General features: G+C 52.5%; 19 protein-coding genes and 1 tRNA gene. 11 read left to right on the forward strand and 9 right to left on the reverse strand.

Annotated features, from left to right (window positions below; translation table 11 throughout):
• Positions 1-72 precede the first annotated feature (72 nt).
• Positions 73-1101 (reverse strand): alcohol dehydrogenase, encoded by a 1029-nt coding sequence (locus CEE36_00825; protein TKJ44315.1) that lies wholly within the window; start codon positions 1099-1101, stop codon positions 73-75.
• A 102-nt stretch (positions 1102-1203) separates the two neighbouring features.
• On the opposite strand from CEE36_00825, the gene CEE36_00830 reads away from it, so the two are divergent.
• From CEE36_00830 to CEE36_00860, 7 genes are all read left to right on the forward strand, one after another.
• Complete coding sequence (locus tag CEE36_00830) at positions 1204-2394, forward strand: hypothetical protein (GenBank protein ID TKJ44316.1); 1191 nt, start codon at positions 1204-1206, stop codon at positions 2392-2394.
• A 1-nt stretch (position 2395) separates the two neighbouring features.
• Positions 2396-2662, forward strand: coding sequence for a hypothetical protein (locus CEE36_00835; GenBank protein TKJ44317.1), 267 nt, complete (start codon positions 2396-2398; stop codon positions 2660-2662).
• A gap of 80 nt (positions 2663-2742) precedes the next feature.
• Positions 2743-4161 (forward strand): hypothetical protein, encoded by a 1419-nt coding sequence (locus CEE36_00840; protein ID TKJ44318.1) that lies wholly within the window; start codon positions 2743-2745, stop codon positions 4159-4161.
• Between the two features lie 58 nt (positions 4162-4219).
• Complete coding sequence (locus CEE36_00845) at positions 4220-5641, forward strand: hypothetical protein (protein TKJ44319.1); 1422 nt, start codon at positions 4220-4222, stop codon at positions 5639-5641.
• A gap of 71 nt (positions 5642-5712) precedes the next feature.
• A complete protein-coding gene (locus CEE36_00850; protein TKJ44320.1) occupies positions 5713-6519 on the forward strand; it encodes a hypothetical protein in 807 nt (268 codons plus the stop codon).
• A gap of 12 nt (positions 6520-6531) precedes the next feature.
• On the forward strand, positions 6532-7128 hold the full coding sequence (locus CEE36_00855) for a hypothetical protein (GenBank protein ID TKJ44321.1): 597 nt from the start codon (positions 6532-6534) through the stop codon (positions 7126-7128).
• A 32-nt stretch (positions 7129-7160) separates the two neighbouring features.
• A complete protein-coding gene (locus CEE36_00860) occupies positions 7161-8540 on the forward strand; it encodes a hypothetical protein (protein TKJ44322.1) in 1380 nt (459 codons plus the stop codon).
• Positions 8541-8570: 30 nt separating this feature from the next.
• On the opposite strand, the gene CEE36_00865 is transcribed toward CEE36_00860, so the two are convergent.
• From CEE36_00865 to CEE36_00875, 3 genes are all read right to left on the reverse strand, one after another.
• The gene (locus CEE36_00865; protein ID TKJ44323.1) at positions 8571-8924 is read right to left on the reverse strand and encodes a hypothetical protein; all 354 of its coding nucleotides are present in this window, start codon (positions 8922-8924) and stop codon (positions 8571-8573) included.
• Positions 8925-8939: 15 nt separating this feature from the next.
• Positions 8940-9818 carry a hypothetical protein gene (locus CEE36_00870; GenBank protein TKJ44324.1) on the reverse strand — a complete coding sequence of 293 codons (879 nt, stop codon included), beginning with the start codon at positions 9816-9818 and terminating at the stop codon, positions 8940-8942.
• A 200-nt stretch (positions 9819-10018) separates the two neighbouring features.
• Positions 10019-10102 (reverse strand) — tRNA-Leu (locus CEE36_00875).
• A 541-nt stretch (positions 10103-10643) separates the two neighbouring features.
• On the opposite strand from CEE36_00875, the gene CEE36_00880 reads away from it, so the two are divergent.
• The 3 genes from CEE36_00880 (at position 10644) to CEE36_00890 (ending at position 14030) form a co-directional block, all read left to right on the forward strand.
• On the forward strand, positions 10644-11636 hold the full coding sequence (locus tag CEE36_00880; GenBank protein ID TKJ44325.1) for a hypothetical protein: 993 nt from the start codon (positions 10644-10646) through the stop codon (positions 11634-11636).
• A gap of 183 nt (positions 11637-11819) precedes the next feature.
• Complete coding sequence (rocD, locus tag CEE36_00885; GenBank protein ID TKJ44326.1) at positions 11820-13025, forward strand: ornithine--oxo-acid transaminase; 1206 nt, start codon at positions 11820-11822, stop codon at positions 13023-13025.
• Between the two features lie 39 nt (positions 13026-13064).
• Positions 13065-14030, forward strand: a complete 966-nt coding sequence (locus CEE36_00890) for a hypothetical protein (GenBank protein ID TKJ44327.1) — start codon at positions 13065-13067, stop codon at positions 14028-14030.
• Positions 14031-14429: 399 nt separating this feature from the next.
• Here CEE36_00890 and CEE36_00895 read toward each other — a convergent pair whose 3' ends face one another.
• Entirely contained in the window at positions 14430-15191 is a 762-nt protein-coding gene (locus CEE36_00895; protein TKJ44328.1) for an SAM-dependent methyltransferase, read from the reverse strand.
• 2 nt (positions 15192-15193) lie between these two features.
• On the reverse strand, positions 15194-15934 hold the full coding sequence (locus CEE36_00900) for a hypothetical protein (GenBank protein ID TKJ44329.1): 741 nt from the start codon (positions 15932-15934) through the stop codon (positions 15194-15196).
• Between the two features lie 403 nt (positions 15935-16337).
• Between CEE36_00900 and purQ the strand changes: the two genes are divergently transcribed.
• Positions 16338-17132 (forward strand): phosphoribosylformylglycinamidine synthase I, encoded by a 795-nt coding sequence (purQ, locus tag CEE36_00905; protein ID TKJ44330.1) that lies wholly within the window; start codon positions 16338-16340, stop codon positions 17130-17132.
• A 238-nt stretch (positions 17133-17370) separates the two neighbouring features.
• Here purQ and CEE36_00910 read toward each other — a convergent pair whose 3' ends face one another.
• From CEE36_00910 to purL, 3 genes are all read right to left on the reverse strand, one after another.
• On the reverse strand, positions 17371-17793 hold the full coding sequence (locus CEE36_00910) for a hypothetical protein (GenBank protein ID TKJ44331.1): 423 nt from the start codon (positions 17791-17793) through the stop codon (positions 17371-17373).
• A gap of 105 nt (positions 17794-17898) precedes the next feature.
• Complete coding sequence (locus CEE36_00915) at positions 17899-18687, reverse strand: hypothetical protein (GenBank protein TKJ44332.1); 789 nt, start codon at positions 18685-18687, stop codon at positions 17899-17901.
• Positions 18687-21539 (reverse strand): phosphoribosylformylglycinamidine synthase subunit PurL, encoded by a 2853-nt coding sequence (gene purL, locus CEE36_00920; GenBank protein TKJ44333.1) that lies wholly within the window; start codon positions 21537-21539, stop codon positions 18687-18689. The genes CEE36_00915 and purL overlap by 1 nt, the downstream gene beginning before the upstream one ends.
• Between the last annotated feature and the right edge of the window lie 68 nt (positions 21540-21607).

Consider the following 21607-nt stretch of genomic DNA (forward strand, 5'->3'; position numbering starts at 1 on the left):
CCTCTCCTTGTAGAAGTTGATGTCAACCTCTATTGTCTTAAATCTGCCAGATCTCTTCACAAAACCACAGCCTCAATTTTGCGATCTTTTGCGCGGAGCGCAAAAGAAGCATTGAAGAATCGCTCCGCCTTGAATTTTACTCTCTTTCATCGCCCGTAACACCTTGTTCGCGTCCTCTAACGGAAACTCCGTAACCTCAGTTTTGATCGGTATCTTGCCAGCGTACTCAAGGAGCTGGCGAACGTCCTCGTGCGTGCTGTTGGCTACCGAGCGCAGTGCTCGCTCCCGGTAGATCAGCTCGTAGGGGAAGCTGGGGATGTCGGTCATGGTAATCCCGGCAAGGGCAAGCGTTCCGCGAGGTCTCAGATGCTTCAAGGCTATGGGGACAAGAGGGCCGGAAGGTGCGAAGATTATGCCTGCGTGGAGGGGCTCAGTCGGTTTCTCGTCTGCGGTTCCGGTCCACTCCGCGCCCAAACGCTTTGCCAGCTTGCGGTTGGCAGGTGTCCGTGAAAAAACGAACACCCTTATCCCTAAGTATCTGGCTACCTGCATGGTTACGTGCGCAGAGTTCCCGAACCCGTAAAGGCCAAGTATCTGGCCCGCCTTTGCACGCGATAGAACCAGCGCACGGTATCCGATCACACCCCCGCACATCAGCGGCGCGGCCTCGGCGTCTCCTATACCCTCAGGTATCTGATAGGCAGAATCCTGAGGGACCACCAGGTACTCCGCATAGCCTCCGTCAACGTGGTAGCCTGTAAATCTTGCATTCGCACAGAGGTTCTCTTTTCCTTCTCTGCAGAAGGAGCACTCACCACACGTCGAGTAGAGCCACGGAACGCCAACGCGCTCGCCTAAGCGTTCTCTAGATACCCCTTCACCTACCTTATCTATCCTGCCGATTATCTCGTGGCCTGGAACGATCGGCAGCCGGGGCAGCGCAAGATCGCCTTCCACCGTGTGCAGGTCGGTATGGCAGACCCCGCAACGAGAGACCTTTACCCGCACCTGGCCTTCTTCGGGTTCTGGAATCTCCAGATCAACGAGCTTCAAGGGATCTTTTTCAATCCCGGCAGTTGATTGCAGTTGCATCGCTCTCATGATCTTAAAATAGTCCCTTTAGCTGCGAAGTCAAGGCTTGACAGTTGCAATCTTGTCGCTAAAGTGAGGAAGGTGATATATCTTTTTCTCTTAACGGTTGGCATGCCTCAAGACTCTTTGCAGGCCGAGTTCCGGTCTCTTGCACACGAATGGGTAGAGAACGCAGAAAATGAGGGTTGGGCGATTGATGCGGTTGACGCCTTGGTCTTTGAGCGCACCATACAGGAGTTCGGGCTTTATCTTGAGCAGGAGGTGGGGCCGAAAAAACGCAATAAAGTATTTCGGCGCGTGAATACCCCAAACGATCTTTCTTCCGCCCTTGAGGGGGTCCTGGGCAAGCGCTTCGGGGAGTTCTTCTTCGGTTTCTACGACTTCTGTGAGCGCCAAAGCACGGCCCAGCCTGGCTGGCTTGAGGCGGAGAGCGAGCATTTCATTTACCTTTATCATCCAGGAAGTGCAGCCCAAAAGGACATCAAGCTCATCGAGGCTGTGGCCGAGCAGTCATTCAACCAGATCACAGATATCCTTGCGCCCGATTCCAGCGCCCGCTTGCGGCTTTCCCACCTCGTAAGAACAGATAGTCTCCCTCCTGGATTCAGCGGAAAGATCCTTTTAAGGCTTCACCCCACCCGCAAGGATCTGGGTGCGTTCGAGAGCACCTCAGGGGGCCAGACCGGATTCAGACCTATATGGCACGATGACACGGTGGGTTATGCACTCTGGATAGATCTTGCCTATCCCGGTCCGGTGGGTCTTTTTGGGATTCCGCACGAGGTCGCACACGCTTTGGCTTTACTCTACCTGTCTAACGAACCCCTGCTCGCCGAACTGCTTTCTTCTGGAGAACACGTCCCGGCGAATCTCCTGCGTGAGGCGGTCCTCCCCGAGGATGTCCTTCGTCTGGAGGGCTGGGCCTACATGGTGCAGCACAACCACTCCACCTTTGTTCGGCTGGGGCTTTGGCGCTCAACGAGTCAGTCAATGGCAGAGATGACGAAACACTATGATTTCCCTGACGCTTACCTGTTGCTAAATGGAGAGATGAGTAAGAGTTTCATGGAACAAACACTTGCCCTGCTTGGCTTCAGGCGAGCCGCTCGTCACAGTGAGATGATTCGTTATCTTTTCGCATCGGCTGACCTGATACGATTCCTTCACGAGCGCTACGGTTCTGAAAAGCTCAAGCTGTTCCTTGCCGATCAATCTGCTCCCATGGACGCCCTGCTCGAAGTCTACGATCTGACGCCCTATGCGCTTGAGGAAAAGTGGAAGAACGACGTTCTCCAGGAATAGCATGAAACCACCAGATTCCTTCTACGTTTACATACTGCAGTGCGCCGACGGCTCGCTCTACACAGGCATCGCAAGGGACGTCATGAAACGTTTAGCCGAGCACAACCGAGGCAAGGGCGCGCGTTACACCCGTACTCGTCGTCCCTGTCTCTTGCGTTTCATGGAACGCCACGCCACCCGGTCCAGCGCGCAGAAGAGAGAGGCGGAGATCAAAAAACTCTCCCCCGAACAAAAGCGAGCACTCATTCGAGGGTGTCCGATCCCGTAAGCCCTTTTCAAAAATCACTTCCTTGACAATCTGACGTTTGGGATTATTATCCTGAAAACCATTAAGTAGGAGGTACGATTATGAAAAGGATCGCTTTGATGGTCCTGGCAGGAGTCCTTGCACTCTCTGCCGCAGAGTGGGAAACCGTGCAGATCACAGATGAGGCGGATCTGTGGAGCACTGATCCTATCCTTGTCCTCGATGCCCAGTGGCATCCGCACATACTCTTCACTCAGTGGAACGAGGAAGTTCACATAAAGGTTGCCTCTCACGATACCGATCTATGGATCATAGATGACGTGGCAACTGTGAGCGAGGATTTCATGCCTTATTACAGCATCGACGTGGATGCCCAGGGGAATACCTACATAGCCTACTTTGACTTGGTAGGAGTAGGGAACTCTGATCTCTTTTTTGCCTCGGATAAAGATGGCCCGTTTGCACCAGTCAACATCACTGATGATGAACTGTTTCAGGTAGCACCGCATGTTCGGGTATCCTTTAACGGAGTCCCCTTTATACTCTACGCTGAGGCCCTTACGCCTGATGATTCTATGAGGCTTTTCATTGGATCGATTGACGAAGAAGGTTTGCATAGCCCTGAACTGATTGCTAAGAATGTGTATCAGGAGGAGTATCTAGGTTACGATCTCGTATTTGAGCCGCGTGTGCTAATATCGCCACACGTTTTCTACATCGGTGACGACGGCTATCTCTGGCACGTTACGCTTGATGAGGATGATATTATATGGAGAAAGGAACCGCTTAACGAACTCTCAAGCGAGTGGCCTTCGGCAGTGGCCGATCCTTTAGGTTCGTTCCACGTGGCCTACGATGTGGGAGGCGCGAGCATCCACTATATCACCAATATGAGCGGCACCTGGCAGGATGAGCTGGTTTCTGACCTCGGCGATCCGGAAGGCGGTAACGAAAGGCCCTCGCTTGCTCTTGAGATTGTTTACGGAGGTTACCTGGGAATAGGCAATCCCCATGTGGTCTGGATGCATGCCGATGCGGAGGGGCCATACGATTTCTACTACGCTCGCAGACCCGAAGACAACTGGCTTGAAGAGTCCGTTTTCGTTACGCCTGAAAAAGACGAGTTGCCAGGTTACGGACGCTACTTTGCATTAGATGCTGAAGGTTACGGACATCTCGTCTATCATGCCGAGGATGAGAACTATGTCACCCAGATCTTCTACGCCAGGAGCAAAGAGCCTTTGATTGGAGGGATTACCGAAAACCCTCCTCAGTCAACACCTCTCAGTCTAAAGGTTAGAGGAGGAGCAGTTTGCTTCAGTTTACCGCAGACTGGTCTGATCCGCCTCGATCTCTACGATGCTGCAGGCCGCAGGGTTACCTGCATCGCGTCAGGGGCCTATCCTGTGGGCGAGCACTCGATCCCCTTGAATCTCGCAGAACTTCCGGCAGGGGTTTACTTCGTGCACCTTGAATCAACCAATCAGCAGGCTAGCGCCAAGTTTGTGGTGATGCGCTAGAGCAGTAGGAGGCGAGGCATGCCTCGCCCCTACAAAAGACCAACCGAGGAGGTTGACAATGAAGAGGATAGCTTTGATACTGCTCGCGGCGGTGCTTCTGCTCCCCGCTGTCCAGTGGGAGACAGAGCAAGTGACCAACGAAAGATGGGCAGATAGCTACGAGCCGGTTATTGCCGTCGCCCCTGACGGAAGCGTAAGGATTCTTTTCAACCAGTGGGATAATAATGAGGAACGGCTGTATCTCAAAGTGGCTTATGGCTCAGCCGGTGATTGGGTTATTAAGGATGTAGCCCAGGTGAGCGAAGAAGCTTCAATGTTCTATAGTATAGACGTTGATGCTGAGGGTAACACTTCCCTAGCTTATAGCGATTGGACGAGCATGGAAAACTCAGATATCTTCTACGCTACTGATGAGGGTGGCGTTTTCTCACCCACTAATCTCACCAACGACGTGGACATTCAGATGTGTCCGATGTTGCGGCTGGATACCCAGGGTACACCCCATCTGATTTTCATTGAATTACTGGAAGGTGAAGGAGTAGTCCAGATCTATTACGGTTGGATTAGTGGGACCTCATTGGTGGACAAGGAGCCAGTGACCGACACCTTCTCCCTTTGGGATTTCTACGGCTACGACCTTGTACTTTCCGGGAATGAAGCACCTTTTGGCCGCCATGTATTCTACATCGGAGAGGGCGGTTATCTCTGGCACGCGTATACTCTCCCTATATCTGCCACTTCTCCTCAGTTCTGGGCTCAGGAAGCGATAAACGATATTCCCAGCGAGTATCCTTCGGCTCGGATCGATGCATCGGGAACCATCCACATAGCCTACGATGCCGATGAGACAAGCATCCATTACGTTACCGGAGATATCGGGAATTGGCATGATGAGATCGCCGTGCTTGCCGATACGGAGACCACCTGGGTGTTTGCCCCCCGTATCGATCTCGATCCCAACGGCGATCCTCACCTCGTGTGGATAAAATCGGTAAACGACTGGTACGATCTGGCATACGGTAACAAGCTGAGCGGTTCATGGATGAGTGAAGACATAACCGACACCCCGGATGAGGATGAGTATCCGGGCTACGATCGCTACTTTGCCATAGACGCTGCCGGCTACGGACATGTGGTCTACGATTTCCCCGACACTAATTACATGTGGCAGATATACCACGCCAAGTCCACCGAGCCTTTGACCGGGAGTGCGATCGCCGAACAGCCTGCTTCGTCCAACCCCCTCAATCTGGAAATTCGAGGATCATCAGTTCACTTCAGCCTGCAGGTGACCTCCCCTCTCCGCCTCGATCTCTACGACGCCTTGGGCCGCAGGGTTACCTGCATCGCGTCAGGGACTTATGCTGCTGGCGAGCACTCAATCCCAATCAACTCCACCGATCTTTCGGCAGGGGTTTACTTCATCAGGATGGAGGCCGGGGGGTACTCGGCATGCGCTAAGTTTGTAGTTACGCACTGATCATCCGGGGATTGACAGACTAAGTTATTAGCTTATCCTGTATAAGCAAACTCAACCAGAGGAGGTTGGACATGAGAAAGATCGTATTGATCTTACTGGCAGGTGTATTAATGCTGTCTGCCGTGGAGTGGGAGATAGAGCAGGTGACTGATGATCTTGACAGGTATAACTATGAGCCGTCGATCATATTGGATGGAGAGAATCCACTCATTCTGTTCGAACAATTTGACGATGCTGATTATGATTTTCTCAAGCTGGCTTATAAGGATAACGGCTCATGGGTTACCGAAGAGGTCTTGGATTTCGATGCAGCTTTGTATAACTTTGCCATGGACTCTGAAGGAAACCTCTATATAGCCTTTACTGACAGGGTCGGAGAGTACGAAGAAAATGACTTATTCCTTGCCACCGACACCAGCGGAGAGATGGTAGTCCATCGTTTAACCGAACAGGCCGTTAACTATAGATTTCCTGTGATCAGACTCGATGAAAATGACAATGTTCACATAGCCTATTCAGAAGGCGAAGTGGGTGAATTTCACGAGGACTGGATCCATTACGGGTATTTTGAAGAAGGTGAGTTCAGATCTGAGGTTGTGGCTGAACACATGATCGGAACCTACAATTTTGATTTTGTGCTTTCCTCAGACGGAATACCTCATGTATTTTATGGGTTCTATACCGATAGCGATGGAAAAGGTTTAATGCACAGTTTCCGTTCGGTTTCAGCAGAGTGGCGTGAAGAAATAATCCTACAGCATCCCCGGGTGGTGCCTTATAACCCGTCCGCAGCTATAGACGAACACGGTAAGTTTCACGTGTCCTGGGATCTCAATTCGAGTTACATACTCTATGCTACTGATAAAAGCGGGTCTTGACAGGATGAGTGGGTGTCGGACAGCTTCGAAACCTATGGGTATAATCTTGAATCGTGTGTTGCTTTAGATCCCACAGGTAATCCCCACGTGGTCTGGTCTTTTGCCCCGGAAGAGGATGATTTTTACGATATCCACTATTCAAGAAAGATTTCTGGCATCTGGACAGAAGAGCCGGTAACCGAGACACCGGAAAGATACGAAGAATCTGAGGACAACCACTACTTCCTGATCGATGCTGCAGGTTATGGACATATGGTTTTTACAGGCTATGAATTAGCAGGTGAAGACGAGATTGCGGAAATATACTATGCTAAGAGCACCGAACCCCTTGAAAGCAGTTTCATTTGTGAAGACATTCCAATTCAATCTTTGGATAATCTAGAAATCTGTGGTTCATCCGTTGTGTTGGCTTTGATGCGGGAATCAAACGTTCAGATAAATCTATATGATGCGTCGGGACGTTTAGCTGAGATGGTTTTCTCCGGAACCTGTTCCCCCGGCAGTCAATCAATCCCCATTGAGGCTACTGGATTGTCCTCCGGTGTTTATTTCGTGCAAGCCAGAATCGAGGAAAAGAAAACTACTGCCAAGTTTCTACTGATTCGTTGATTTAGAGGGACTTGTATATGTCATTGAGAGTATTGCTTTCATCATTGCTTCTGATAGGCATATCTGTTGGTGTAGAATGGGAAACACAGTACATTCTGGAAGACCCAGACTATTATTACTACAATCCGATGGTGACTTTAGACAATCAAGGCAAGGTGCATATTGCATACATCCATTGGGATCATGCCGTTGATACGGGTAATTTGAATGTCATCTCCAATCAAAGCGGTGAATGGATATCTGAGACTGTTGCATCCGTTAATTATCCCATTCTATGGGGTGACCTTTACGATATCGAAGTGGACAGCCAGGGTAACCGATACCTTTCTTACATTGAGTATATCAGCAAGTTCCGGATCTATCTTTGGTTAGCCACCGATACCTCCGGGGAATTTGAAAGTGAACGGATAGGAACCCCCTTTCCCTATTCTCAAGGTTCACAAAGTATTGAATTAGATGGGAATGATAATCCCTTCATAGCCTTTCTGCAATTCAACTATAACACTTTTGAACTTGAACTACGTTTCGGTTGGTTTGAGCAGGATAGCTTTGTATCCGAAAGGGTAGTTTTAGATAGCGTAGATAATGAATCTTTGGGAAACCTGCTTTTGGAAAAGGACGGCACGCCTCATATCATCTACGTAGGTTATGAACACCGATTATATCATGCGTTTAAAACTGACGAGGTCTGGGATAAGGAGAGAATCTGGTATTTCCTTCCGTTACGGCCTTCAGCAGTGATGGATACCGATGATTTTATTCACGTCATCTACAGGTCAGGGGATTGGTCCATCCGCTACGCCCACAATAGAGAGGGAGAATGGATTGACGAACACATCATAGCTACTTTCAGGTGGGGCTACGACATAACCTGTATAGATATAGATCCTGATGGAATCCCTTGTTTTGTCTGGACACACGGTACTTCAAATGAAAATAGGCAACAAACCGATATCTCTTATGCACGTCAGCTTGAAAATGGCTGGTTCGAAGAAACAGTTACAGAAACCCCTAATGTTGTTGAGATTCCCGGAGAACATAACTTTTTCAAAATAGATAAAGCAGGGTACGCTCATTTGGTGTACGAGTACTGGGACAGAGAATTCAGTAAATTGGCATATGCCAAATCGAAAGCCCCCTTGTTTGTAGCCGAGCAGCCGAATGAGGTCAATCCGTTTGATCTGAGGGTTCGTGGATCGACTGTCCACTTTAGCTTACCTGAGGCTTCCTTGATCCGCCTTGACCTCTACGACGCCGTAGGCCGCAGGGTGCGGTTGCTTGCGTCAGGTGTCTATAACTCAGGCCAGCATTCGATTCCTATCAACTCCACCGGGCTCCCGGCAGGGGTTTATTTCATCCGTCTTGAATCGGCGGATCGCACCTCAAGCGCCAAGTCCGTACTTAGCAGATAGTATCGCTGACAATCAAATTCGGGGGCGCTTCTAGGGACTTGCCTTTACCTCAAGGGAGATGCTTTCAGAGTCTATCCACCCCTCCCCATCGCTCACGGTTACGGTAATCGTCACGATTAAGTTGCTGGTTACCGATTCAGGGGCTGTCCAACGAGCCAACTCGCCGAAATTCTCGATCTTCCCCCAATCGGCCTGCCAAACATAGGTTAACTCAGCCCCCAGCGGATTGTAAACGTAGCAGTGCAGGAGTGTGCTTTCACCCGGCGCAAGAGAAGGGTTATCAGCCGTGACCCTTTCGATCTCAGGACCCACAGGCTCGCAGAAAAGCACAAAAAGAAGCACACTCAAAAGAGCAAGGATCATCCAAACTTGCTTTTGTCTCATCACTTCCTCCTTCCTTCACTGAGGGTAGGTTGAGACAAGCACGGTATAAGGATCGAGATAGTTGAACGCTACCTCGCCCTCGCCGTATGTTGGATAGAAACCTCTGGCGTCCGTTACCTCAAGGAACCAGTCGCCTGGCGAAAAGCCAGAACCGGTAAGATCAAAGACCGCTACAGTATCCTTGATTTCCTCGAACAGCTCTCCATCGGGCAGATAAAGACTCATCAAAGGCTTGCAGTCGCCTCCAAGGTCTTTGATTGTTACGTAAAGATAGGTGGTATCCTCAAGCTCCAAGCGGTAGAAGTCAGGAAGTGAAGCCATAGGCGTAAGGGTGTCTGAGAAGGCATCGCAAAGATAAGCTCCGGTTGTTTCTATTCCCAAAAGCACCGGCGTGGCCGATGCGGTGTCGTCGTCAGGTTCAAGGGGATCGTTGATGTTGGATGAGGTTATCTCGAGGCTGTATCTATAACGGTCGCCTGCAGGATCGCCAATCGGGGTTATGCGAAGGTAGTAGGTCTGGCTGGGGCGGCTGGCAACCCAGGCTGAGGGCAGGAGTTTAGAATCACGTGAAGATACAAGCGGGGTCTGGTTTTCACTTAAGAGTTCAGCTTTAAGGTAGAAGGAGGTGCCGGTCGGTTCGAGGAGTTTGACCTTTACAACGATTACTGAAGCGAAGGCCTTTTTTGGGCCGATGCCGAAGTGAAAGACCTCTGCAGGGTCGTCTGCCGGAATGGTAAATTCCTTTACATAGGGCAGATTGACGTCCCAGGCGGTCTCGATGGTGTTGTTGTCAGTAGGATCAGGCGGCGTAGTAGAGTCGTCGTTATCGCAGGCCAGGACAAACAAGCCGGTTGCCAAGACAAAACTTATAAAAAGCGAGACTTTCCTTTGCAACAAGGCCTCCTTTTACCGATTAACGAGAAAGGATACCCTCTGCTTCTTTGCTGTCAAGGGGATCACTCCTTTATAAGTGAGGCTGAGTTAACGTCGGCCCCTACGTTTTTTATCCTGCGATCTTTTGACCTCTGGTCAAAAGGAGCATTTATTCTCGGGGTCCCCGCGGCGTTACGAAGTAACGGCGTGTGGTAATTAAATGCCGAGAGGGGGAGTTGAACCCCCACGGGGTTGCCCCCACTAGCTCCTGAAGCTAGCGCGTCTGCCTGTTCCGCCATCTCGGCATTATTACAAATCTTTTCGGTAGATGGCTCCTTTTTAGTTCAGGCAACTTCGTCGCCTGCGTTCGCTGCGACCTTCGTCCGCAGCTCATGTCCGCCATCTCGGCATTATTACAAATCTTTTCGGTAGATGGCTCCTTTTTAGTTCAGGCAACTTCGTCGCCTGCGTTCGCTGCGACCTTCGTCCGCAGCTCATGTCCGCCATCTCGGCTATTATTAAATCTTTTTATGTTGATGGCTTCACCCTTTGGTCAAGCAACTGCGTCGCTTGCGTTCGCCACGACTTATACCCGTGGCTCACGTCCTGCCATCTCGGCTTCTATCAGCTTCGAGAAAAGAAGTCTATACAATCATGCCGGAAAGTCAAGCAGCTTAGCCGGTTGCACTCGCCTCGACCTACGGCCCATACTCACGACCTCCATCTCGGCAAGTTCGATGTCGGCACTCTTTGATAAAGCAACTACGTCGCTTCCGCTCGCTCCGACCTTCTCCCAGAGCTCGCGTCAACCCTTGCGTTCGCTCCCCTCTTGAATACAATAAATCAATGTTCCGTGCTTACTCCCGGCGTGTAGATCGACGCCTATTCAGCGCTATCAACCGATGGCTTGCCCAGCGTGGTGACCGCACCGATCCCATAAAGCTTCGCCGCTTCACCGCAAGCGCTGAGAAAGCGAGCCCTGAGGAGTTCTTCTCTCTATCCAAACGAACCCGTGTTGAACTCAAAAGAACCTCGGAGTATCCCCTAAGCTATACGTTCCGTTTCGACTCCCCCTTGTCTTCAGGATACGGTGAGAACGACTTGGCGCAAGGAGAGTTTTTTCCCAAACATCACCTCTCTGCTCCGGCGGTGATAGTGCTTTCAACCTGGCTTGAGGGAGCGACCGATTACTCGCGTTTGGCGCATTGGATCGGACTTTCCGGCCGCAATCTGTGGGCGATGGACCTTCCCTACCATGGGCGCCGCGCACCTCGAGAAACCCGTTCCGGCGAGCTTGCCATCACCGCAGATGTAGTGCGTACCCTTCGAGCCGTCAGACAGGCGGTTTGCGATGCGCGCGTTTTAATAGGCACACTTTGGGAGTTGGGATCAAGGGATATAGCGATTCTGGGTTTCAGCCTGGGCGGCTGGGTTGGTTCTTTGCTTGCACTTGCAGAACCTAAGGTTTCAAAAGCACTGCTCCTCACCCCGGTCGTGCGGCCTGAGGAGCTCTTTCTTAATTCGCCTCTCTTTAGTGCCCTGCGCAACGGCGTGCGAGAGCAAGACAGGGTTCAGGTCTTCAACAAGCTCCGCCACCTCTTTTTACCTGTGCATGGAATGCCGGTGATAGATCCAGAGCAGATCCATCTTATCGGCGCGCACGAGGACCCGCTTGCGCCACCGGACTCTTTAAGGGAACTTTCGTTGGGTTGGGGGTGCGGCGAGGATATACTTCCCGGCGGACACATAACCGTTTATCTCACCGGCCGGCTCTGGCGCAGGATATTCAGCCTCCTACACCCCAACCAGTCGCTACGCAACTGGTCGGGGATCCCTTAAAATGCTCCTTTTGCCTACGGGCACACTTGTTATCTTAGTGCACGGAGTGCACTAAGATAAAAGATCGCGATTAAATCCACGTGGCGTTGTCTAGCGACGGCGTGGGGTAGGTTCGGTTGACATACGCGCCTTCCCTGGCTAGACTTTGCAGGCTCACGAAAGTCCCTAAATCAAGGAGAGAAGATGTCAAAGACACAAGAAATTCTTGCCCAGACAGAAAGATACAGTGCCAACAACTACCACCCGCTGGATGTGGTTTTAAGTAAGGGCGAAGGCGTATGGGTGTGGGACGTAGATGGTGCGAAGTACATGGACATGCTGGCCGCCTACTCCGCGCTCAATCAGGGACACAGACACCCCAAGGTCCTTAAGGCGATGATCGAGCAGACCGAGCGCATCACCCTTACCTCGCGGGCGTTCCACAACGACATAATGGGAGAATTTCTCGAAAAGCTTTGTAAGGTCGCAGGTAAAGAGAAGGCCCTGCCCATGAACACCGGTGCCGAGGCGGTGGAGACCGCGATCAAGGCGGCCCGAAAGTGGGGATACAAGATCAAGGGCGTTCCCCCGGGCGCAGCCGAGATCGTAACCTGTGCAGGCAACTTCCACGGCCGCACCACCACGATCGTCGGCTTTTCCACCGAGCCTCAGTACCGCGACGGATTCGGCCCCTTCACCCCTGGATTTGTGACCATCCCCTACGGTGACATCGAAGCACTCAAGAACGCGATCAATGAGAACACGGTCGGCTTTCTCGTAGAGCCCATCCAGGGCGAGGGCGGGGTTGTGGTTCCACCTGAGGGATATCTAAAAGAAGCGGCTGAACTCTGCAAAAAGCACAACGTTCTCTTCATCGCCGACGAGATCCAGACCGGACTGGGCCGCACTGGTAAGATGTTCTGCTGCGAGCACGAAAACGTTGTTCCCGATATCTACATCCTGGGCAAGGCCCTAGGCGGCGGGGTCTATCCGGTTTCCGCTATCATCTGCAACGACGACATCATGCAGGTCTTTACCCCGGGCGATCACGGTTCCACGTTCGGGGGGAACCCCCTCGGCTCCGCCGTCGGCTTGGCAGCGCTGGATGTTCTTATAGAAGAAAAGCTCCCCGAGCGCGCGGCTGAGCTTGGCTCCTACTTTATGGACGAACTCCGCAAGATCGACTCCCCACACGTTGACCATGTGCGCGGCAAGGGTTTGATGATCGGTGTGGTCATCAAGGAAAGCTCGGGCACAGCTCGTCCCTTCTGCGAGAAGCTCAGAGATGAGGGCATCCTGGCCAAGGAGACCCATCACCAGGTGATCCGGTTCGCGCCGCCTCTGGTTATCACCGCCGAAGAGATCGACTGGGCGCTGAAAAGAATCAAAGAAGTGCTCCTTTTGTCCTAACGGACAAAAGATCGCAGACAAAACAATCTGGAGTGTCTGATGAACCGATTTGTATCTTCCGTTAGAGCCGCGTTTGTTTTTCTGCTGCTCGCAGGATGCGGGGATGATCTTCCCGATCTTGACTTTCGCCAGGAGATGGTGGATTTCGTTATCGAGATCTCTGATTACGCTGAGTCAGAAGACTCTACCTTCCTCATCTTCCCCCAGAACAACCCTGATCTTTGGTCCGAAGAGGGCTATCTTGACGCAGTGGACGGCATCGGACAGGAGGAGCTCTACTACGGATACGACGGTGACGGCGTTGCGACACCTGCCGAGGTCACATCAGAGTGGGAACAGGAACTGAGACACTTCCGGGATGCGGGCAAGCTGGTGCTGACCGTGGACTATCCATTCGACGATCCAGAGACTCCATCCTTCACCCCCCAGATCAGATCAAAGATAGACAGTGCCTACTCCAGATCGCAGACTCAGGGTTTCGTTTCCTACTGCGCGGTGCGTGAATTGATCTCGATCACCGTAAATCCCGGACACGAGCCGGAGCCGAATATGGAACCGATCACCTCCCTTGACGACGTTAAAGACCCCATCTACATCCTTCAGCATGGGGAATCGTTAAGCCGATCAAAGTTCTTGGACTCTTTGGCTTCTTTGTGGTTCGACCTCATAGTTATGGATCATGCGGACGACGACGGACTTTACACATCCGCTGAGATCTCTGGTCTCAAAGAGAAATCCGGCGCCATAATCTTGGCATATATGTCCATAGGCGAGGCCGAGGACTACCGCTTCTACTGGAAGGAGGAGTGGGACCGCAAACAGGATCGGCCGGAGTGGATCGAGGAGGAAAATCCCGACTGGGAAGGCAACTATCTGGTGCGCTACTGGGAGGATGCCTGGAAGCAGATAATCTTCGGTACCGACTCCTCGTATCTAGACGTAATCATGGCCCAGGGTTTCGACGGGGTGTACCTGGACAAGATCGACTCATATAGCTCCTTTTAACCTCCGGTTAAAAGATCGCGGGTTGTTGGAAAACGAAAATGACCGGTTGTTGCGGCCATTACCGATTTTATCCTGCGATCTTTTTCGTCCCTTAAAAGGGCGAAAAAGGAGCATTATATAGTCCCCGCGGTGTTAGGTCCTAACACCGCGGGGCAAAGGAAGCGGCCTATTCCCGCAATCCCACGTCACCCTGCGGCCGCCTCCCGACTCCTCTATCCTAGTTAAGCTTCAAGGAATGTCAAGGCTTGAATGTTCCTTATACCCTGAGAAGGAATCACGGTTTTCTGGCAATAAACAGCATCTCGCCCTTCACCCCACACGGCTGCTTCGCATCCATGCGGGGACCCCGATTTTATGCTCCTTTTTGCCTGTGGCAAAAAGATCGCAGATAGAAATAATTCAAGGTTTTCTGGCGATGAATAGCATTTCCCCATCGTGTCTGAATTCAGACCGCTCATAATCGCCGTAGAGGACCTCGACCTCCAGCCCTGCTTTCTCAAGCAAGAGCTCCGCTTCGAACCGCCACAGGTAGCGAACCGGGAAACGCCATACTTTACGGCGCAGATTGCCATCCTTGTCAGTCCAGTCGTAGATACGTTCTACGTTAATCATCTGGTTGACGTGGTCACGGGTTACCCGCTCGATGCGGGTGAGGAATCCATTGTCCGTTTCTTTGGTCCCTAGTGAGTAAAACATCCTCTTGTTGACCAGCCGCTCGTATGAGGGGGCAAACAGGGAGAGAACGAAGCGTCCGCCCACCTCAAGATGTTTTGCCACGCATGCTAGACAAGCCTCCTGATCGGCCCGGGGTTCCAGATGCTGGAAGGAGCGGAATGGGATGATCACTAACGGGAAAGTCCGACCCAGATCGAACTCCCTCATGTCACCCTGTACCCAGGTCAGAAGCTTTTGAGCGTCTTCAGACAGTTCATGAGCCTTCTTACGGGCAATCTCAAGCATCCCTTCGGATATCTCCAATCCCACCACCTCGAAGCCTGCCCTGGCAAGCTCTGTTGATACCCTGCCCGTGCCAGATGCCAACTCAAGCACTGGCGAGCCTTGTTCCCGCGCTAAATCCAGGTAGAAATCGACGTCACCCACATCGCCGGTTTCAACATCGTATACCTCTGCTACGCGGTCAAACACATGTTCTTGTTCCATGCCTACTCCTTTATAGCCAGAACCTTCTGCCGGCGATTGTCCCAGGTTAAGGGTTCCTTATCCAGGGTTCCCCACGCATCTTTGAATTTCAAGCCATGTCGTGCAAACAGATCAACGAGCTCGTGCAGGGAGTATATCCTGTGTTTGATCTTTCGTTCGACCTTCCTGCCCTTGCCCATAAAGGTCCAGATTGCGGTGGCGTAAGAGGTTGCGAGGTCGAACTCTCGTTCTTCCAGAATGTAGTCGCCTTCGTATTCAGACCAGCCGCGCCTTTGGAAGTTTCTCACGATCCAGTCCCGGTTCACGATATCCATGAGGAAACGACCGCCCGGCTTGAGTGCACGAAAGACACCGGCTATCACCTTCTCGTTCTCCTCACGAGAGCGGAAGAAGCCGAACGAGGTGTAGAAGTTGAAGACCGCGTCCAGTTCCTCGTTAAAGGGCATATCCCGCATGTCGGCCTGCACGAAGTCAACGTTCAGCCCTTCGTTCTTTGCCTCGAGCCCGGCATTTTCGATATAGAGCCCAGTCAAGTCCAGGCCGGTAACGTGCGCAAAACCTCTGCGTGCCAGCTCCAGAGCATGACGACCCATACCGCAAGCCAAGTCAAGGACCTTTGAATCCTTATCTATCTCTAATACGTGGACTATGAAATCCGTCTCCTTTTTGGTTTGTTCGGGGTCGATGGATTCAAGGCCAAGTCTGCCCCATCGTTCATCGAACACTTCTTCCCACCACGCCATATTTATCTCCTTTCGGTTAGGTGGTTTGTTTGTCTTCCCCGACTTCCGATCGGGGTCCCCACACGAGTGCGAAGCAATCGTGTGGGGTGAAAAAAATTACCCCCGCCGGTTTTCATCGCCGGCGGGGGCAGAATCTCCTTACTATCCCGTTAAGGAGCCTCGACCTGACCGGCGCCAGCGGTGGTGATTACCACCACAGCAAGGCACAGCCCAAAATTACCGTCGGACGGCATCTGAAGCCTGGTCAAGTCAATACTTCTCATAGCCCGAATTATACCTAAGGGATGTACGTTGTCAACGTAAATATCTGTATGTTGGAAGGCTCTTGAGTGATTATTCATATCCCACTCGTTAAAGGGTGAAGACAGTGTTGACAAACAAGTCGAGTTAGGTAGACTCGGGTGTGGAGGCATCCTCACTCAAGGTTCTTGTTCTTGCCGGACCCGGCACAAACTGCGACGCGGAGACGCTCTTTGCGTTCCGTCATCTTGGCTGTAATGCCGATGAAGAGACCCTGCGTATGCTCTCTCGTCACCCTGAAAAGCTTGCCGAGTATCAAATCTTGATCTTACCCGGCGGATTCACCTACGGCGACTACGTGGGTGCCGGGATGCTTTTCGCCGCGGATCTGCGCCACACTATAGGCGATGAGATCTTAAGGTTTCTTGCGGAAGGCAAGTTTATCCTCGGAATCTGCAACGGCTTCCAGGTGCTTGTTAAAAGCGGACTGCTGCCGACTTTTGAAAAACCGTTCGAGAAGCCTTCGGTCACGCTTGAGGCAAACAAATCCCTGCGTTTTGAGGATCGCTGGGTGCATCTTAAGTCCGAAGGCAAGAGCTTCTGGACTTGTGGTTTGCCCAAGATAATCACTTTGCCTGTGGCGCACGCCGAGGGGCGCTTTCTTGCCCGTGACAAGAAGGTGTTGCATCGTTTGCAAGCTGAAGGTCGGGTTTTACTCCGCTACTGTGGCGGAGATGGTGCCTCACCTAAGTACCCTGAGGACCCCAACGGATCCGAGGATCACATTGCAGCGATTACCGACTCCACCGGCCAGGTTATGGGCATGATGCCTCATCCCGAGAGGTTCATGCTGCCCCAGCAGCATCCTTCTCACACGCGGGGGGAGTCTCGTGGCAAGCCGGACGGGTATCTTCTCCTATCCAATCTTGTGAAGGAAGCCTGCAGCCGATTCAGCTAGGCGCTCTTGAGGAAAGCATGATCGTTTGCTGTAGATATAAGTGAGGCCGCCATCACCCGCTCTAAAAAATAGGTGGGGGGGCCTAAAGGGCTAAGGGATATCTGGGGTGTTACGGGTGTTATATCCTTAGATGTTCTGGAGCGTTAGCTCCAAGTAATAATGAGAATACCCTATGAGATACAATAAGTATCTCAAGGGGCAGACTCTGCCCCGAAGGGGTACGGGGTGTTACGGGGTGTTACCCTGGGTATGTAGGCGGCGATGCGGATTGATCCGATGCATCCAAAAGATGCAGGAACGTATGAGTGATCTCCTTCGCCGCCAGTTTGATGTGAAGGAAGATGAGGCCCAGCTTGACGTTTTCGTCTGTTACCACCACCAGCACGTTATCCTGACCGGTGTTGGTTATGATGGTATAGCCCCTATCGCCTTTCACGTAGACCTGTTGAAGTTTCCCATGCCGGAACTCCTGGACAGTTCTGTCGCCAAGCCCCAGAAGGGTAGCGGCTATGGCGGCTATGTCGTCGTCGTTCGTTCCTGGCAGCAGGGCGGATGCAAGCATCAACCCGTCCATACTTACCACCGCGGAGGCCTGAATCTCAGGGGCAGCCTGATTGAGTCTTAATAGAAGACCGCGCAGTTTCCCTTCTAGTCCGAGCATCTATCCTCCACTTTTAAGGACTCACTATATTGAAGTATACCTGCTTTGTCAAGTGGGGCTTTCAGGTTTCCAGACGAGGATGTTTGAACGTCTGGTGAACGAACCCTATCCCAAACGGTAGCAATCCGGCCGACGGTCATAAAATAGATGGTTGCAGGAGGTAACATATTTGTCTCCGGCAATGGAAGGATCAATCTCTGCCGTTATCAGCGCCTCCTCCTCGCCGAGCGACGCCAGTATCTCTCCTTTAGTCCCCAGTATTCGGCTCTGTCCAATAAAACGCAGCTCTTCACCTTGGCTTTGTTCTGCACCTATACGGTCTGAGAGCAGATAGAAGACGTGGTTTTCAATCGCTCGTGTCAGGGCGGCTCGAGGGCAGTATGGCAGGACAAGGTTCGCCGGGTGGCAGATGATCTCGGCCCCAGCAAGAGCCAGGGAACGGGCTGACTCCGGGAATATCCAGTCAAAGCAGACCATCATTCCGATCTTGGCTTCCCCCAGATCAAATACAGGAAAGCCCACGTTGCCCGGCTCAAATAGCTCCTTCTCCTTATCAAACAGATGCACCTTGCGGTAAGTCCCCAGATGTCCTTGTAGAGAAAAGAGCACCGCCGAGTTGTAAAGAATCTCTTTCTCCTTCTCAGCCACCCCGCAGACTACATGCCCACCGATCGTTCCGGCAAGTTCGGTAAGGAACTCGCTCGTTTGGCCTCCTGGGAAGGCCTCTGCCAGGAGGGCAAGCTCGGCTTTGGAACCGAAGAGATAGCCGGTTGTGGCAAGCTCCGGTAACACAAGCAGATCAAGTTGTGTGCTTCCACACAGCTTTTTAATCTTTCTAAAGTTGGATTCCTTATCCCCCCGGATTGGCGCAAACTGCAGGAGGGCTGCGTGCATCAGTCAAGAAACCGCGCAAGCCCCTGGGTCCATGCTGCGCGTATCTCATCAACGGAGGCGGTTGCCACCGTGCGGCGACCGTCGTCGGTAAACACAAGACGTTGATCGTTGGTTGTCTCGCCTATCTGCGCGAAGGCCTCTCCTGCCATGATCTTCTCGAACTCCGCAGCGTTGGCTTCTGCGACCTCAAGGAGCATCCGACTCTGGGTTTCTGAAAACAACAGGTAATCTGCACGATCAATCTTCTTTTCGGTGGAAATCGAAGCAAGATGTATGCGCGCACCCCGCTCCCCCCCCATGCACATCTCAGCGATCGCCACCCCCAGCCCGCCGTCGGAAAGATCGTGTGCCGCAAGCACAAGAGCAGCTCGTATAGCTCGCTCGATCTTGCGGTAGAGCTTGCGTGCACCTTTCATATCGACCACGGGCACCCTCGTGCCCAGCTTCTTGTGCATACGCAGATACTCCGAGCCTCCCAGCTCCAGCCTTGTCTCGCCAACAAGATAGATGCGCGAGCGCGGTTGTTTGAAGTCAGTGGTAAGGGTTTTGTGGACGTCGCGTACAAGTGCGAGGCCTGAGATAAGAAGGGTGGTTGGGATGTTTATCTTCCCGTCTTTGGCGGAGGCAAAGAAGTTGTTAAGGCTGTCCTTGCCAGAGATAAAGGGCGTTCCGTAGGCTCTTATCCCGTCCCTGCATGCTTTTGCGGCTTGAACCAGTTCGTAGAGTATGCGTTCGTCCGAGGCGTCGCCTGCGCAGAAGTTATCAAGCAAGGAGATGCGATTAAGGCGTCCTCCCACCGCGATCAGATTGCGGATCGCTTCGTCTATTGCCGCCGCGGCCGAAGCGTATGCGTTAATGAGTGCGTAGCGCGGCGCGAGCCCTGCGGCAACTGCGATTCCTGAATTATCATCCAGCAAGGGCTGGACAACGGTCGCGTCCGAAGGAGCGTCGTGCTTTGTGCCTATAAGAGGTTTGAGAACCGTCCCGCCCTTGACCTCGTGGTCGTACTGCCGAATCACCCATTCCTTGGAAGCAACGTTGATCTGACCCAGAAGGCGCAGGAGCGCCTGGCCCAGATCCCGAGGTGCCACGACATCGCTCTCCTTGCACGGCTTTTGTCCAGGTGGCTTCAACTTGAAGCTTCTTGAAGGTAATCCATTGTGCAGAAAACCCATATCAAGAGCAGCCACTTCTTTATTCCGGTAGCGCAGGTGCAAGACCTTGTCGTCGGTGACCTCCCCGATCACGGTTGCCTCTATCCCTATCTCGTCTGCCAGGCTCATGAACCCCTCGACCTTATCAGGCTTAACGAATATAACCATGCGTTCCTGGGACTCGGAGATCCATATCTCGTGGTGGGCAAGACCGGCATACTTCAGTGGTACGCGGTCCAGATCAACAACGCAGCCTTTGTTTTTGGTCATCTCGCCCACCGCGGATGAGAGTCCGCCGCCACCGCAGTCGGTGATCGAGGCAATCAATCCGCGATCCCTCGCAGCTATCACCAGATCACGCAGTAGCTTCTCCTCTATAGGATTGCCTATCTGGACAGCGGAGCCGTGCTTGGCATGTGAGGAGCCGGCAAGCGAGATCGAGGCAAAGGTCACCCCGTGCACCCCGTCCCTGCCGGTACGCGCACCTGCAAGGATTATTACGTCCCCTTTGGAGACCTTCTTTGCAACCTTTGCTTTCGGTATAATAGCAAGTGTCCCGCAGTAGACCAGCGGGTTTGCAAGGTAGAGTTCATCGAAGTAAAGAGCACCTGATGCAGTGGGGATGCCCATGCGGTTTCCGTAGTCGCGTACCCCTCTCACCACCCCTTCAAGTATGCGGCGCGGCGGGAGCACTCCCTTGGGGAGCTTTCGCGATGGGAAGCCGGGTGGGCCGAAGCAGAAGACGTCGGTGTTGAGGATGGGATCAGCCCCCTGCCCCGTTCCCAAGGCGTCCCTTATAACACCTCCGATTCCCGTAGCCGCGCCGCCGTAAGGCTCGATCGCCGAGGGATGGTTGTGGGTCTCTACCTTGAACGCCACTGCTACGTCAGCAGAAAACTCCACCACCCCTGCATTGTCGGTAAACAGCGAAAGGCACCATGGACGATCGAGTTCCCGCGAGGGCTTCATGATGGTATCAGCAAGGAGGTTGCCGAACTTCTCACCCTCCACCTCAAAGGCGGCGTTAAATGTCTTATGCACGCAGTGCTCTGACCACGTCTGGGCCAAGGTCTCCATCTCGGTAAGGGTCGGATTGCGTTCGAGCTTTGCGAAGTGATTCCTTATCGCCTTTATCTCGGTAAGATTAAAGTGCCAGTCGCGCTTTGTGGAAAGTTCGAGGAGTTCTTTATCCGAAAGCCCGGCAAGTTCGATTTCTTCTATCTTGAATCTTGTCCCTCTATGCCTTGGGAATGGCTCCTCGCCCCTTACAGCCAGATGCTGGATCAACGGATTGAAGAGATGGCGCTCCGCAAATCGCACAAGCTTTGCCCTGGGTACCGACGCCGGGAACATAAAGCGCGTGGCCCTGCGAACATCGTCTACCGCGATCTGGCGGTTCCTAAGGTGGTTTAAGACCCAGTTTGATTCAGGATCGGTTACGCCAGGATGGTACCAAACCTCAACCGCACGCATGCCCGGTGGCTGGGAGCGCCCGAGGGAAACCACCTCGCTTACAGGGTCGGCGAAAAGTTCTGCAGCAAGGGCTTCGATCTCCTTCTTCTCAAGTTTGCTCTTAAGGAAGTATACGCGTATGATGGAAAGCCCTTTTGAGGGTAGCCCCTCCTCGGAGAGCAAGCGTGCAAGACCCTCCACCTGAGGATCGGCGCCTTTTTTGGAAACCTCGATCCTGTAAATCACCACAGATAATAGTCCGCTTGCAGAGGATGTCAACAGGTAAAAGTAGATCGTCGGCTAAATCGGCCTCG

The sequence above is a fragment of the candidate division TA06 bacterium B3_TA06 genome, from assembly GCA_005223075.1.
Lineage (GTDB): Bacteria > Hydrothermota > Tepidihabitantia > B3-TA06 > B3-TA06 > B3-TA06.

What these genes read in the sequence shown, in the direction of transcription:
- CEE36_00825 (TKJ44315.1), bottom strand. Translation starts at nt 1,101, where the DNA reads ATGAGAGCGATGCAACTGCAATCAACTGCCGGGATTGAAAAAGATCCC.
- CEE36_00830 (TKJ44316.1), top strand. Translation starts at nt 1,204, where the DNA reads ATGCCTCAAGACTCTTTGCAGGCCGAGTTCCGGTCTCTTGCACACGAA.
- CEE36_00835 (TKJ44317.1), top strand. Translation starts at nt 2,396, where the DNA reads ATGAAACCACCAGATTCCTTCTACGTTTACATACTGCAGTGCGCCGAC.
- CEE36_00840 (TKJ44318.1), top strand. Translation starts at nt 2,743, where the DNA reads ATGAAAAGGATCGCTTTGATGGTCCTGGCAGGAGTCCTTGCACTCTCT.
- CEE36_00845 (TKJ44319.1), top strand. Translation starts at nt 4,220, where the DNA reads ATGAAGAGGATAGCTTTGATACTGCTCGCGGCGGTGCTTCTGCTCCCC.
- CEE36_00850 (TKJ44320.1), top strand. Translation starts at nt 5,713, where the DNA reads ATGAGAAAGATCGTATTGATCTTACTGGCAGGTGTATTAATGCTGTCT.
- CEE36_00865 (TKJ44323.1), bottom strand. Translation starts at nt 8,924, where the DNA reads ATGAGACAAAAGCAAGTTTGGATGATCCTTGCTCTTTTGAGTGTGCTT.
- CEE36_00880 (TKJ44325.1), top strand. Translation starts at nt 10,644, where the DNA reads ATGTTCCGTGCTTACTCCCGGCGTGTAGATCGACGCCTATTCAGCGCT.
- rocD (TKJ44326.1), top strand. Translation starts at nt 11,820, where the DNA reads ATGTCAAAGACACAAGAAATTCTTGCCCAGACAGAAAGATACAGTGCC.
- CEE36_00890 (TKJ44327.1), top strand. Translation starts at nt 13,065, where the DNA reads ATGAACCGATTTGTATCTTCCGTTAGAGCCGCGTTTGTTTTTCTGCTG.
- CEE36_00895 (TKJ44328.1), bottom strand. Translation starts at nt 15,191, where the DNA reads ATGGAACAAGAACATGTGTTTGACCGCGTAGCAGAGGTATACGATGTT.
- CEE36_00900 (TKJ44329.1), bottom strand. Translation starts at nt 15,934, where the DNA reads ATGGCGTGGTGGGAAGAAGTGTTCGATGAACGATGGGGCAGACTTGGC.
- CEE36_00910 (TKJ44331.1), bottom strand. Translation starts at nt 17,793, where the DNA reads ATGCTCGGACTAGAAGGGAAACTGCGCGGTCTTCTATTAAGACTCAAT.
- CEE36_00915 (TKJ44332.1), bottom strand. Translation starts at nt 18,687, where the DNA reads ATGCACGCAGCCCTCCTGCAGTTTGCGCCAATCCGGGGGGATAAGGAA.